The sequence below is a fragment of the Paenibacillus beijingensis genome, from assembly GCF_000961095.1.
Taxonomy (GTDB): Bacteria; Bacillota; Bacilli; order Paenibacillales; family Paenibacillaceae; genus Paenibacillus_O; species Paenibacillus_O beijingensis.
In genome coordinates, this window is record NZ_CP011058.1 from 3039166 (window position 1) to 3053026 (window position 13861).

At 52.2% G+C, this 13861-nt stretch carries 9 protein-coding genes and 1 pseudogene; 6 read left to right on the top strand and 4 right to left on the bottom strand.

The window, feature by feature from the left end; translation table 11 throughout:
* Positions 1-148: 148 nt before the first annotated feature.
* From VN24_RS13785 to VN24_RS13795, 3 genes are all read right to left on the bottom strand, one after another.
* Complete coding sequence (locus VN24_RS13785; protein ID WP_045670871.1) at positions 149-421, bottom strand: barstar family protein; 273 nt, start codon at positions 419-421, stop codon at positions 149-151.
* 141 nt (positions 422-562) lie between these two features.
* Positions 563-991, bottom strand: coding sequence for a ribonuclease domain-containing protein (locus tag VN24_RS13790; protein ID WP_045670872.1), 429 nt, complete (start codon positions 989-991; stop codon positions 563-565).
* 597 nt (positions 992-1588) lie between these two features.
* Entirely contained in the window at positions 1589-1903 is a 315-nt protein-coding gene (locus VN24_RS13795; protein ID WP_045670873.1) for a catDE operon transcriptional regulator CatR, read from the bottom strand.
* A gap of 242 nt (positions 1904-2145) precedes the next feature.
* On the opposite strand from VN24_RS13795, the gene VN24_RS13800 reads away from it, so the two are divergent.
* From VN24_RS13800 to VN24_RS28175, 5 genes and pseudogenes are all read left to right on the top strand, one after another.
* Positions 2146-2928 (top strand): DODA-type extradiol aromatic ring-opening family dioxygenase, encoded by a 783-nt coding sequence (locus tag VN24_RS13800; protein WP_045670874.1) that lies wholly within the window; start codon positions 2146-2148, stop codon positions 2926-2928.
* 413 nt (positions 2929-3341) lie between these two features.
* The gene (locus VN24_RS13810) at positions 3342-4061 is read left to right on the top strand and encodes a GTP cyclohydrolase II (protein WP_045670876.1); all 720 of its coding nucleotides are present in this window, start codon (positions 3342-3344) and stop codon (positions 4059-4061) included.
* 304 nt (positions 4062-4365) lie between these two features.
* Complete coding sequence (locus VN24_RS13815; protein WP_045670877.1) at positions 4366-5484, top strand: RNA-guided endonuclease InsQ/TnpB family protein; 1119 nt, start codon at positions 4366-4368, stop codon at positions 5482-5484.
* Positions 5485-5795: 311 nt separating this feature from the next.
* Positions 5796-6428 (top strand): annotated as a pseudogene (locus tag VN24_RS28445) (phosphotransferase); the annotation flags it as partial.
* A 219-nt stretch (positions 6429-6647) separates the two neighbouring features.
* Positions 6648-7478 carry a glycosyltransferase family 2 protein gene (locus tag VN24_RS28175; RefSeq protein ID WP_045673283.1) on the top strand — a complete coding sequence of 277 codons (831 nt, stop codon included), beginning with the start codon at positions 6648-6650 and terminating at the stop codon, positions 7476-7478.
* Between the two features lie 119 nt (positions 7479-7597).
* Here VN24_RS28175 and VN24_RS28710 read toward each other — a convergent pair whose 3' ends face one another.
* Positions 7598-7765: a hypothetical protein gene (locus VN24_RS28710; RefSeq protein ID WP_148505364.1), complete on the bottom strand. Its 168-nt coding sequence runs from the start codon at positions 7763-7765 to the stop codon at positions 7598-7600.
* Positions 7766-8780: 1015 nt separating this feature from the next.
* Between VN24_RS28710 and VN24_RS28450 the strand changes: the two genes are divergently transcribed.
* A complete protein-coding gene (locus VN24_RS28450; protein ID WP_052702946.1) occupies positions 8781-13547 on the top strand; it encodes a S8 family serine peptidase in 4767 nt (1588 codons plus the stop codon).
* Positions 13548-13861 lie beyond the last annotated feature (314 nt).

A 13861-nucleotide genomic window follows, 5' to 3' on the forward strand; every position in this document is an offset into this window, starting at 1 on the left:
AACAGGCGGAGTCGTTCGGAGCCTAAACGTGCGGGACCGCTGATTTCCGCATACGTTGAAATAAATGGGGGAGGGATGAGCGCTTGGAGAAGCAGGAGATATGGAAAAAAGCGTGATGTTGTGAAGCGAGTCGATTATTAAGACGAACTCACGATAGAACCAGCCGAAAGCCGTCCATTTCCTGTTCCGCATCCCGAAAAAGCTGCAGCAGTTGCCGGCTGTATGCGCCAAGCTTCCGTTCGCTTTCCTCAACATGCAGCCAGCGGATTGTGAGCGGCATGTCCACCCATCCGGTCAAACAATCCCATAAGGCGTCCAGATTGTTGCCGTAGTAGTCCGGAAGCTCAAGCGCTTCTTTCAAAGCGGCGTGCAGCTCATTCAGATGATCGATTTTTCTGCCGTCCAGTAAGACCTCGCGCAAATGGTGACCCCTCCAATCGAGTCCTCTTTTTTCAACAGACTTATGTTCACGACTTTCTTCTTTCATCGCGAATCTTTTGTTCGCGGAATAAGGCAACCCCAGCCTTTGCTGCCAGGGATATTTAAGCCGTTTCTGCTTGTGCTACTTCATTTCCTGAAACGTCTTGTAATGGTCTTCCGTCTTGTAGATTAACCCGTCGCTCGAGAAGAGGATGCGGTCATCGCCCCGGCGGCCGGATTTGTAGTTAATATCCGCTTCGTACCAAACCCTCCCTTTTTTGCGCGGCAGCTTGCCTTCGCGGTTTTGAAAGACATCGCCGCCGATGCTCATCCCCGGCGCAACCTCATCCAAGTTGCCTTTCCGGGGATCCCATCCCCGTTTCCTCGCTTCATCCTTTGTGATGAAATTATCCGGCAGCTGCTTATGGACCTTCAAATAATTGGCGACTTCGTCGAAGCCGGTCGGGGCCTCGGAGGAGTGCGGCTTTTGTTCTAGCAATCCGCAGCCGGCCAGCAGCAGCAGGCTTAACAAGACAAACAATACGGACTTGATCAATTTCAAAACTTTCATCCTCACTTTACCCGTTCAAATTCACTCGTATCGTATCATAAGGCGCGTTTATTTACGGAACGGATCGTATGAAAGTTTCATTTTGATTAAAGCTATCGGCCTCAATAATCACTTTGGTAAGCCCCGAAACAGGAAAGGCCGGAACTCTCTGAACCCTGAATCCTGAAACCTGAACCCCCGAAAACGCAAGTATATTACGAAACAACGGAATCTTCGGTTGCTGAGTTTTTTAACGGAGCCAGCAGACGTTATTTGAAGGAAATGAAGCACATGAAAAATGTAACGGATCCATGCGACGCTATTCACTGATACAGACCGTATTTCGTCTGTTTATCCGCCCAATAGCGACTCTGGTATCCGTTATATTTGAGATACGGCCATTTTACGGCAAATAACGGCAGCAAGCTCCGTTAGAGAAAGCCACTGACCGGATTCATGAGATTCAATCCTTGTAGGACAACCTCATTGTTGCGATGCAACCATCCGCCGCTTTCTTAAGAATGATCCGCCGCGTGCCTCAAAACCCGCTCGGCAGACGGCTTCGGCGATGAAATTGCCACATTCGCCCGTGCCGCTGCGCTTCGAATTCCGAATGGGTCACAGGCTGATCCAGGTGGAGGACCACTTGCTGATCTCGGCGAACACGGGAGCGAGCGCCCGGCCTTTATCGGTAAGCGAATATTCGATGCGCACCGGCATCTCCGGATATACTTCCCGGCGTACAACGCCTTCCGCCTCCAGTTCCTTCAACCGTTCGGACAGCACTTTGCCGCTGAGGTTGTTCAGAGCGGCTTCGATTTCGCCAAAACGCTGCGGACCGGAAAGCAGCTGGAATACGATTAATGCGTTCCACCGCTTGCTTAACGTCTCCAGCGCTTTCTCGAAGCGTGGGCATAGGGATTCCTTTTTCATACGATCACCTCATTGAATTCAGTTTACCACAGCTTCACAAAAACATATATAGTTTCTATTCGTATTAAGTTTACTTGACGAAAACATATTTATTATTTATACTATATTACATAAAGTAAGTTAATTTCAAGGGATACGAAAAACGGCTGACCGTCTTGATGCAACATTGTGTCATCTCGCCACGTCATGTCGGGCTATCCGATATCCAACACCTTGATTCTATGCTATTGGAGGCGTTAATGATGGTACCTGCTCTCTTCCTGGCGCACGGCAGTCCGATGATTGCGATTCAGGATACGCCTTATACCGGGTTTTTGGCCGATTTGGGCCGCAAGCTGCAGCCGAAAGCGATCGTTATTTTTACCGCCCATTGGGAAAGCGAAGTCTTAACGATTTCGGCCGGCGACGGCACATACGATACCATTTACGATTTCGGCGGCTTTCCGGAGGAAATGTACCGGATTCAATATCCGGCGAAACGGTCCGACACGGAGGCCGCAGCCGTTGCAGAGCGGTTGACCGCCACAGGCATTAAGGTAAACAAGGATATGGAAAGGGGACTCGATCACGGTTCCTGGACGCTGCTGCGCCGCATGTATCCGGATGCGGACATCCCGGTCGTTCAAGTGTCGGTCCATCCTTTTCTGCCCCCCGCCGAGCAATACAAAATCGGCGAAGCGCTGCGGGATCTCGGCGGTGAAGATATTCTGGTGATCGGCAGCGGCGTGACGGTCCATAACTTGCGGGCGCTTAATTGGTCGGCTCCCCAGTTCGGCGAGCCGGAGCCGTGGGCGGTCGAATTTGACGACTGGCTGATCGAAAAAATGACGGAGCGCGATTATGAAGCACTGTTCCATTATGAATCCGAAGCGCCGCATGCCCGTCATGCCGTACCGCGGGAGGAGCACTTCGTGCCGCTGTTTATCGCGCTTGGAGCCGGTTCCGGGGATGAAGCTCGCAAACCCGACGTGATTTACCGCGGATACGAATTGGGCGCACTTAGTTATTTGAGCCTGGCGTTTTAACAAGCGCAAGCACTGACCACCGACAAAGCTGCGCCGCGATGCGCGCCGGTCCGCTCATTTTCCGGTGCCTGGTTGTTGCGTGACGAGCGTGATGAGGCGTGGTTTTATACCTTTTTCGCGCTTTGCTTGTGAATGAAACAAAAATTCCTCGCCGGAAGTTCAGCGCCAATTTGTTGGTCCGGCTCTTCCGGCAAGTTCAAATATAGAGGTGACTTCTAATGCCAAGAATAAATGCAACTGCATCGGCAACGGCCGACGCGTCAGCAACATCATACGCAGTAAATACGGAAAACGCATCCCCAATGTCTAATACAGCTGCACCGACAAACGCATCCGCAACGTCTAAGACAGTTTCAACGATAAACGTATCAGCCGCGTCAAATCTGGCTGCCATCCTGAACGGAAAAGTCCGAATGGCTGACGGCCCGGCCGGCACGACGAATATTGTAGTCGGCCCCATCAAACTGCCGGTCGATCTCGACGGGCAAACGGTCACGTTCAATTGGTACTCCTGGCTATCGGTATCGGAGACCGAAGCAGCTGCTATACGAAGCGAGGGGACGGAGTCGCTGATCCGGCGGCTGCCATCCTTTCAACTTGCCGACAAGCAGCAGTCAAGCGTGCTCGTATACGGCGATTTCGAGCATGCGGAGCAGGCGCTGATCCGGATGCACAGCATTTGCCATACGGGCGATATTTTCGGAAGCAAACGCTGCGATTGCGGTTTCCAGCTGCGGCAATCAATGAAGATGATCATTGATACCGGCGCGGGCGCATTGTTCTATTTGGCCAATCACGAGGGACGGGGCATTGGGCTGTTCAGCAAGGCGATGGCGTACCTGCTGCAGGAGAACGGATACGATACCGTTGATGCCAACCTGAAACTCGGCTTTGCCGACGACGCGAGAGATTACGGCGAAGCGATCAGCGTGCTGCGTCTGCTGCGTACCAAGGCGGTCACGCTCATTACGAACAACCCGAAAAAGCTGGATGCGCTGCGCGAAGCGGGCCTGAACGTCAGCGGACGGATTCCGCTGTGGGGAAGCGTTTCTTCTCATAATGAAAAATATTTACAGACCAAAATCGCGCGTTCCGGCCATCTTGGATCCTTCCGGGAAACGCTTATCCAATAAGCTTCTTTCCGGCTGCGATTCTCTTCCGGCTCTCTTCCGGCTCGCGCCCGCGGCGCTTGCATGGCGGAGCTGAACGATAGTCGTCCTGACCATAAGCCCCTTCGGGGAAGCGGAAACATGATTCCGCTCCCGAAGGGGCTTTCATCATTTTAGCGCAGGAGACCCCTACTTCTATAAGTGGGGGAGGAATGCGATTCGGACAAGGACAGGAATCTTCCTGTTCAGTTGTCCGACACTCTCTCCTGCTTCTCCTTTCTTTACACACTATGATATCATTATTTTAGTGAAAGTGAGGTGATGATAAATGCAAATGACGATTACAGCAAAAATAAAGATCAATCCCACATCTGAACAGATTGAATTGCTGAGAAACACACTTCATGCTTACCGTATGGGATGTAATTACGTTTCTGCTCTTGTATTTAATACGAAGCAATTGGCTCAGGCGAAATTACACAAAATCACTTATGAAAGTTTGCGTTCTTGCTTTTCTCTACGTTCTCAAATGGCACAGTCGGTTATGAAAACTGTAATTGCCCGCTATCAGTCTCTGAAGAGTAACGGTCACGATTGGACAAAAGTTCAGTTCCGAAAGCCTGAATATGATCTCGTATGGAATCGAGATTATTCGCTTACTCAAGGACTATTTTCGATTAATACACTTGGCGGTCGGGTGAAAGTGCCATTTGAAACGAAAGGCATGGAACAATACTTTGACGGAACATGGTCTTTTGGTACTGCAAAACTTGTCAACAAGTTTGGGAAGTTCTATCTGCATATCCCGATGACGAAAGAAATTCCAACAGCTTCTGAACATACAATCAGTCAAGTAGTCGGTGTTGACATGGGCATTCATTTTGTTGCGGTTAGTTATGACTCTCAGGGAAAATCCTTGTTCTTTAATGGAAGATTAATCAAGAATAAGCGTTCGATCTACAAACATATGCGTAAACAACTGCAACAATTGGGTACAGCTTCTGCTCGCAGGAAGCTGAAACGAATCGGACAACGAGAAAACCGTTGGATGTCAGATGTAAACCATCAGGTATCAAAGGCACTCGTTGAACGATATGGAGCAAATACACTGTTTGTAGTCGAAGACTTATCGGGTGTTCGTCAAGCTACTGAGCGTGTGAGAGTCAAAAATCGTTATGAAACGGTTTCTTGGGCATTCTACCAATTACGTCAGATGATCGAGTACAAAGCGCTTATGTCTGGCTCCAGGATGATTGCCGTCGATCCACGGTTTACTTCTCAAACATGTCCGAAATGCGGACATACAGAGAAAGGAAACCGGAATAAGAAAAAACATACATTCTGCTGTAAAACGTGTGGATATCAATCAAATGATGATCGTATTGGTGCAATGAATCTTCAACGAAAAGGAATTGAGTACATCGTTGAAGTGACTGCACAAGCATGACTTGTGCAGTTGGGTAGTTGTCAGCCTGCCTAAAGTAACGCCACGCTCGCAAGAGTGAAAAAGATAGGAGCCGCCAGGCATTTGTACTATCGGGCAGTTACAAGCCCCCACCTCAAAGCGTTAGCATAGGTGGTGGGTAGTTGACTATGTTAAGATCGGGTTTCACGAACCGTAACGGAGGCCTGAACAAAATGAGTGAGCGGGAATGGATGCAATGGATGGGCCAGGACGGCATGCCGCGCGCGGATGCGCCGATAAAACGGGAGCCGATTTATACGGGCAGAAACGGCAAGCAGGTTGAGCGCTGGTCGATGGCGACGGAGAGCGGCGCCGTGCAGAGCGTGATTTATAAACCGCTTACGAATCCGGACACGAAAGGGCGGGAAGTGTGGCTGGACGAGCATCTGCTACCCAAACTGGGCGTTGCCTCCGAGAAAGTAATTGCCTATTCCGACAGCAGCGACCCGGACCGCTGCTGGATATTGAAGGAGGATCTCGGGGAGATTGACCACTCCGTTACTCCCGCCATGCTCAGCAGCGCGGCAAAGGCGGCCGCTCAGTGGCACGGCCTTCCGAAGGATATTCTTCCCATCGGCTCAGCCGGTGTCGGCCATACCCCGGGCGTTCTTGAGGTGCTTGCACAGGTCCGGCAGCGTCAGGGGATCTGGAAGCGGATCGCAACCGAAGAGGGTCTCACGACCCGGCAGGTGGATCGGATGGCCGCCCTGTGCGAGGAAAAGCCGCACGAGTATTTTGACTGCACCGTCGTATCGCATGGGGACTACTATCCGCTTAATATCGCGTTTGTAAACGGCGGGCTGACGGTCATTGACTGGGAATTTGCCCAGCTGAACAGCGTTTACTGGGATTTGTACAATTTGCTCGATATTACTAGTCCGACATACCGCCGGCCGGCGCTGGCGCAGACGGACCGCATCGGGGCGCTGTATGATTACCTGGAGGCGAGAGCAGTTGAGAACGGCAGTCCGCTTTTTGACCGGGATTCATTTGTGGCAGGATATATGCGTTATGCGCTGTTTCATTCCTTATGGATCCTGACGTTGATCGACGGCGATCTTGCGGCAGACAGGCATGAACGCTGCCGGCTGCTGGAGCAGAAGCAGGAGACCGTCCAGGTTGTCCGGGCCAGCCTGCGCCATTTTCTGGAGCCGCTCGTCTCGGTTCTGACGCCGACCTACAATAGGCCGCTGGCGCTGTGCGAAATGCTGGAAGGACTGCGCCGGCAGACGGTGCAGGACTTTGAAGCGATCGTCGTCAATGACGCGGGCGAGCCGGTGGACATAGTTTGCCGGTTGTATCCCGAGCTCGACATCCGGATCATCAACTTAAGCGAGAACGTTAAGCACTGCCGGGCGCGGAATGAAGGACTGAAGGCGGCGCGGGGAAGTTATGTCATGTTTTGCGATGACGACGATCTGCTGCTGCCCCGCCATTTGGAGCGGATGCTGGACGAAATTTCAGGCTGCGACCTGGTGTACAGCGATGCGGAAATCGTCGGGTACCGGGTGGAGGACGGCCGGCGGGTGCCGCTTAGCCGTCTTACGTTCGCCTACCGCTACGATCCGCAGGGGATGCGGGAATTTTCGACGTTTATTCCTTCCGGCTGCCTTTATAAAAAAGAGATTCACGATGTGATCGGCCCGTTCGACGATGAAATGTACCACTACTGGGACTGGGACTTTATATTGCGCGTCTCGGCCCGCTGGCGGGTGAAGCGGGTGCCGGCTGCATCCGTTCTGTATGCGTTCTCGCAGGAAGGCGACAACGCATCCGCCGATACGGAGCCGATGCGGCCTTACTTGGACAAGCTTTGCGCAAAGCACGGGCTCGGATTCTTGCCGACGAAAAATTTCTTTTTGCTGCTGGAAGAGGAAGGGGTGCGCGGGCGGAAGGCCGACACGGAGATCCAGTGGGACGGGATGCCAATTGGCTCCCGCTGCGGGGCGGACCGGCAGGAGGGACGGACTGAATAAAGGAGTTCAGCCCCTCAAATTGAAGCTGTCCGGATAACTATCCAATCGGGGGGCTGAATTGCCTCTTTGAGGGAAGAGCTTGCTGCAAGCTTTCGCCCAATCTTGTCCGGTACCTTTTCTTATTCTTCGTGGCCACTTTTGTTTGGAGCGATAAAAGGACTTAACGACATACCGTATGCATCCATGAGATGGCCGATGGATGAGAAAACAGGAACCATGCCGATCATCAAGATCAACCTGACCCATAGATGACGTTTTTTTGCATGTCCGATTTCGTGAGCCGTAATTGCCTGAAGTCCTCAATTTTTTTCGGCTTTTAACAGCATCGGATAAAACCGGGGAAGCACGATGTTTAGAAGCAGGATAAGTGCCATTGGGAAAAGAATATCTAACCATGCATCCACGGACGAAAAGATTGTGTCTACCCACTTTTGGGCAAATATATTGAGTCAGAGATGTTCCCGGTAACTCTCCACTGTCTCTCTTATTCTTGTAACCGCCTGATGGTAGAAATACTGTTTGACCGTAATTAGCAAGATCAAGACGAGGCTCGGTGCAATAACCAGTACAATTTTGCCCGTCAACCCAAGCGGTTTCATGATCGGCCATATGAGAATTTCGATAACAAGCATCGAAATAATAGAAGTCAGACTTACAACATATTGGTTCAATATTCGAAGTCTATTGAAAGCAAGTTCTGCAGAAAGGCTTTTGCTCAGAACAGACATAGCATGCTTCGAAATCAGGTAGGAGAAAGTCATGTTTAAAAGTAAGACTAATATTAAAATTTCCATAATAGTGTATCTTTTATTAAACATGACACCTCCTTTCACTGCATCTAAAAAATTTGAAATTGCGTAAGTTTATTAATGAAAGAGCCTAACTCGATAGCTAAGTTCTGGAAGATAACGCCATTATACATCATCCTTTCTTGATGTAACCCTCCAAAATTTCTTTCAAGATAACTATCGTCAAGACGGAAGGAATAATTATACAGTCCGAAAGAGTGAGTTATCGACGGCGTTTGTCGCTTAGGCTGCGAACGCCTTTTTGCTATGTGCCAAATTTCGACAGCATCTAACTACATCTAGTACTTAAAGCCTATAAAATCACCGAAAATTGACGGAAAATTAATGAAATAGTCAGTTTTTTTGATTGGATATGTTTAGTAGTTTTATATAAACGGAGGTGAGAATTGGAAATTAAACGGGCGCCAAGCTGCAATTTTCCCTGTTTACAGTATTATTTTGCAGGCTTTTGAATATTTAGTACATATTTTGGATCCGGAAAGAAGGAACGATTTTGAACAAAAAGACAAAAAAGTTGTTGCTGACCGTCCTGTCGAGCGTGCTGTCCGGCCTATTGGTCCTCCCGTCTGCGGCCGGAGCTGCCGATGCTTCCGGACCTGGCGGCGTTAAGCTGCAAACATCCACGAGACTTTCAATTCCGGCTTTAAGCAAGCTGGCACAAGCCCATGCCGGGCTATCCTCCATCCAGGCGGCTGAATTCGATCAGAAACCGATCATTTCCCCCAAGCTGCGCACTTCCTCCGACAAACCGGTCCGGGTTATCGTCCAGCTGGCCGGCGCATCCGTCTCCGAAGGCAAGTATGCCGCCAAAATGGGTCTCGGCGCTCTGGCTGCCGAGTCGACGGAAGCAGCGGTTCAAAGTGAACAAAGCTCTTTTATTAGCAAAGCCAAACAGCTCGGAATCGACTTTAAAGTAACAAAGCAATTTGATACGGTGCTGAACGGAATGGAGATTGAGCTGCCGGCGAATCAAATCCCTGAGCTGTCTTCCATTTCGGGCGTTAAATCCGTCTATGAAAATAAAACCTATTACGTGCTTCCTATTGAAGCCCCCGCCTCTGCGTCCACAAGCCAATTTACGGACATCGAGCCGCTGGAGCAAATCGGCGTGCCGCAGGCGTGGGCCAAAGGGCTCACCGGAAAAGGGCTTAAAGTCGGCGTCCTTGATACCGGGGTGGATTACCTGCATCCGGATTTGAAAGACGCGTATAAGGGAGGATACAATTCCTTCTATAATACGGATGATCCGTACGAAGATGTGCCCCATGACGATCTCGGAGGCACAGACCACGGCACGCACGTATCCGGTACGATCGTGGGGCGAGCCGCCAACCAGACGTCGGATATTATCCAGAAAGGGGTTGCCTACGAGGCCGATCTCTATGCCTACAAAGTGCTCGGATACAATGCGGAAACAGGAAGATCTTCCGGTTCAAGCGCTCAGGTCATTGACGGCATCGAACGCGCCGTAAAAGACGGCATGAATGTGATCAACCTGTCTCTCGGATCAAGTCTGGAAAAAGATCCGAACGCGCCGGATTCGATCGCCGTCAACAATGCGGTGCTGGCCGGCGTAACGGTTGTCGTGGCAAGCGGAAATGCCGCCAATGACGGGCCTTTCTATTACTCCATGGGCTCGCCTGCATCGGCGCAGCTGGCGATCTCCGTCGGGGCGGTAAACAGCTTAAGCCGCCATTTCGAGGCCACGGTCAAAAGCTCTTTTGACAGCAACCTTTCCTATAAATCAAACCTGATGGGCTGGAAAACGAACCAGGAGGATTTCAAATCCATTCTCGGAACGGAGCCTATTCATGCGATTTATGCGGGGCTTGGCGATGTTGCGGACTATGAAGGCAAAGACGCGAACGGCAAAGTCGTTTTTCTCTCCCGCGGCAGTCTTTCTTTCGTGGACAAAATCGCGATTGCTAAGGCACACGGGGCGAAAGCGGTCATTATATTTAACGGTTCTAACAAAGGGACCGAAGCGAATCTGGCCGACTCCATTCCCGGCCGTGATTCTTTTATCCCGAACGGGTACTTGGGCGACAGCCCCGAGTATATTCCTACATTCGATATGGAAGGAAAGCCGGGCCGCGCTTTGGCCAGAGAAGTGCTGGCAAATCCGGATACCCCTCTGACATTCACCTTCGGGGATCAGTACCCGTCTTCAATCGAGCAGGGCGATCGTATGGCCGCTTTCAGCTCGCGCGGACCGGAATCGGACGAAAATCTGAGCATTAAACCGGACTTTGGCGCTCCGGGGGTCAATATTTTGTCCACCTACCCGGCATATGGAAAAACGAACCCGGATGCGTCTTATGATGAAGCGTACGCCCGTGCCAGCGGTACCAGTATGGCAACGCCGCATGTGGCCGGACTGGCGCTGCTGCTGGGGCAGCAGCATCCGGAATGGACGCCGTTCGACATCCGCGCCGCGCTTGCGAATACATCCGATGGAATTAGCGATCAATCCGGCACCCCGTACGATGTATACTCCCAGGGCGCCGGCCGCGTGAACGTGGCGAAGGCGATCGAGACGCCGGCTTTGCTGCAAACGGTCGAGACGCTGACGCTGCTCAGCAAAGACATGATGCCGTTCGAAACGGTCAATTACGGAGACAGCGCAAGCTTCGGAATTATGCCTGCCGGAAGCGACGCCAAGACCGTCACGCTGCAGGTGAAAAATACGTCCAGCCAACCGGTCACATATAAGCCGCAAATCATCATGCACCCGAGTGTGACTTCGGATACGTATGGAGTGGTAACAACGCCTGACGTGACGGATATTGAGGCAAGCCTGAGCGGTCTGAATGCGGACGGCAGCATCGCCGTTTCGGCAGGCAGCATCCAAACGTTTAACCTGAAGGCCGCTCCGAAAGGCGAAGCGCAGGACGGCATCTATGAAGGCGAAGTGCTGTTGACAAGCGACGGTCTGCCTTCCCTGCATTTGCCGTTTGTCGTTCATGTCGGAACGGAACGTCCGGTGACCGGCTTCGGGGTTCAGGATATTGCGCTGACCAGCCCGTTTATTTCTCCAGGCGGAAACCAAGCTGACGATACCTTTGACCTGTCGTTCACTTTGACGGCCGAAGATGTCAACTACATTGAGATTGCTGTTTCCGGGCTGGATGACGAGTACATCGGTACATTGAGCGTTGGTTATATTGTGGACGATCAAGGAAATTTGCAGACCATTCCGCCTGGAAGGATTGCCGTAACGGGACTGGATGGAAGCTATATCGACGATGAAGTTGATGAGAACAACAACCCGGTCGTCAAGCATTTGACCAACGGAAAGTATAAATTAGAGGTTTATGCCGCAAAGCTGAACGATGACGGCTCGATTGCAGAGAATCCTGACGGCAGCCAGGTTCTATATTTCGCCTCTAGCCAGTTTGCCGTGACAAACACGCCAAGGGATAAGGTTGAGGCTGCCAAAGCGGCTTTCAAGCCCAATGTATCCAATACAACGACTGTGGGCAGCCCTGTTCTTACGCTTCCGGTAACGGAAGGGGTCATCTACTCGGTATACGGCAGCAGCAACACGCAGTATGTCGGCAATGACGGTATTCTGCTTGAGCGGCCGCTCCGCGATACGGGCCTGGATGTTACGGTCCAGATCGCTGCCGGCGAAGAGCCGACGGTAACGGATAATGTCTACGTTCCGGTTACGCTGCCGGGCACTTATTCCGATCTGATTGCCAAGGTGGCGGCAGCGAAAAATGACTTCAAGCCGGCCTCGGTTAACACAACGACGGTAGGAGAACCGGTACTGACGTTCCCGAGCACGGAAGGGGTCATTTACTCAGTGTACGGCAGCAGCAATACCGGTTTGATCGGCAACGACGGCAAACTGCTCGCAAGGCCGTCCAGCAATACGGATGTGGAACTGACGGTAGGCATCGCTTCGGCTGAAAAACCGGACGTTAAGGACTCTACGAAGACAACCGTTACGCTGCCGGCCTATATTCCGTCGGGCGGCAACCCGCCTACGGTCCCGACCCCTCCGCCTTCAGTACCTCCGGCTCCGCCGGCCGCGGCCCCTGATCTGGCGCTTCCCGGATTGATAAGCCAAGGACAGCGGCAGCTGACGCTTAAGGCAGTACTGCAAACGGAAGGAAAGCTGACCAAAGCAACGATAAACGATCAGGACCTGCAGGAGCTGCTTAGCGGCAGCGGCAATTCGCCGGTTGCGCTGACCGTAACGATTCCGTTAGGTACGGGCACGCAGGCGCAGCTCAATCTGACCGCTTCGCAGGCAGCCGCTCTGGCAGCCATGAGCAAGGGCAGCTCGCTCTTGTTGTCCGATACATCGGGTGCGCTTGAACTGCCGGTCGATCTGCTTAAGAAGGTTCCATCCGGTTCCGGCCTGCAAATTACGATTACGCATCAATCCGAAGGCCTCTCTGCTTTGACAGGGGCGACAGCAGGACTGACGCCGATCGGGGCGCCGATTACGTATGAGGTGAGCGCGGTCAACGGCGCGGTCGTGACGCCGCTGCAAACGGACGGCAAGCTCTCAGCGAAAAAATCGTTCGTACTGCCGAAAGGGGCCGATCTGTCCCATGCGGGGGTCCTATATGCGGCGAACGGCAAGCTGCTTCCCGTTCCGGCCGTATGGACGGCCAATGACGACGGCACGACGACCGTTATCATCAAACGCGGCGCTTTTGCAACGTATACTGCGGCAACCCGTTCGCTGTCGTTTGCGGATATCGGCACTTCTTGGGCACAGGACCGCATCCTTTCGCTGGCCGATAAATTCCTCATTAACGGAACATCGAACAATTCGTTCTCGCCGAAGCAAGCGGTAACCCGCGCGCAGTTTGCGGCAATGCTTGTCCGCACACTGGGACTTTCTTCGAACCAGGCGGCTTCGTTTACCGATATCGCATCCGGAGCCTGGTACGGCGCGGATATTGCGGCCGCTTTTGAAGCGGGACTGGTGAACGGCTACGGAGACGGCTCGTTTAAGCCGAACGGAACGATCAGCCGTCAGGAAATGTCCGTTATGCTGGCCAAGGCCGCTGCGCTGATCGATCTTAAACCCGCTTCCGGCGGCAGCGTTCATCCGTATGGAGACAGCGGACGTGCGGGCGCTTTCGCGCAAAGCAGCATCGAGTTTGTGACGCAGGCCGGGTTGATGCAGGGGACGAAGGTGGGGGATGTGTTCTACTTCCATCCGCAGGACCCGACGACCCGCGAAGCGGCAGCTACCGTTATTTTCGCGCTGCTGCAGCAGGGGAAATTAATTAATTAGCAGTTGAACGATTCAGACAAGCGCGTAAAACGACTGTCCAACGTAATGAAAAACGGCTGTCCCAAGGTCATGAAATCGACCGGCCGGGCCGGCCGTTTTTTCCTCGGTCATTGTAATGCTTTCGTTGTAGCCGAAAAATGAGGTTGTCGCGCTTTTCCAACCAAACCGGGCATCAGGGTCGATTGCTGATTGTACTCCTTTCCAAGATAATAATCGCTCATCGCTTACAATCTTCTTCGTTTCCTCAGACGTGACTTCAAGAACCTTCGGCATCGGGAAGCAGTTGTTCTATGCTCTCGCCCAGATGGGCGAAA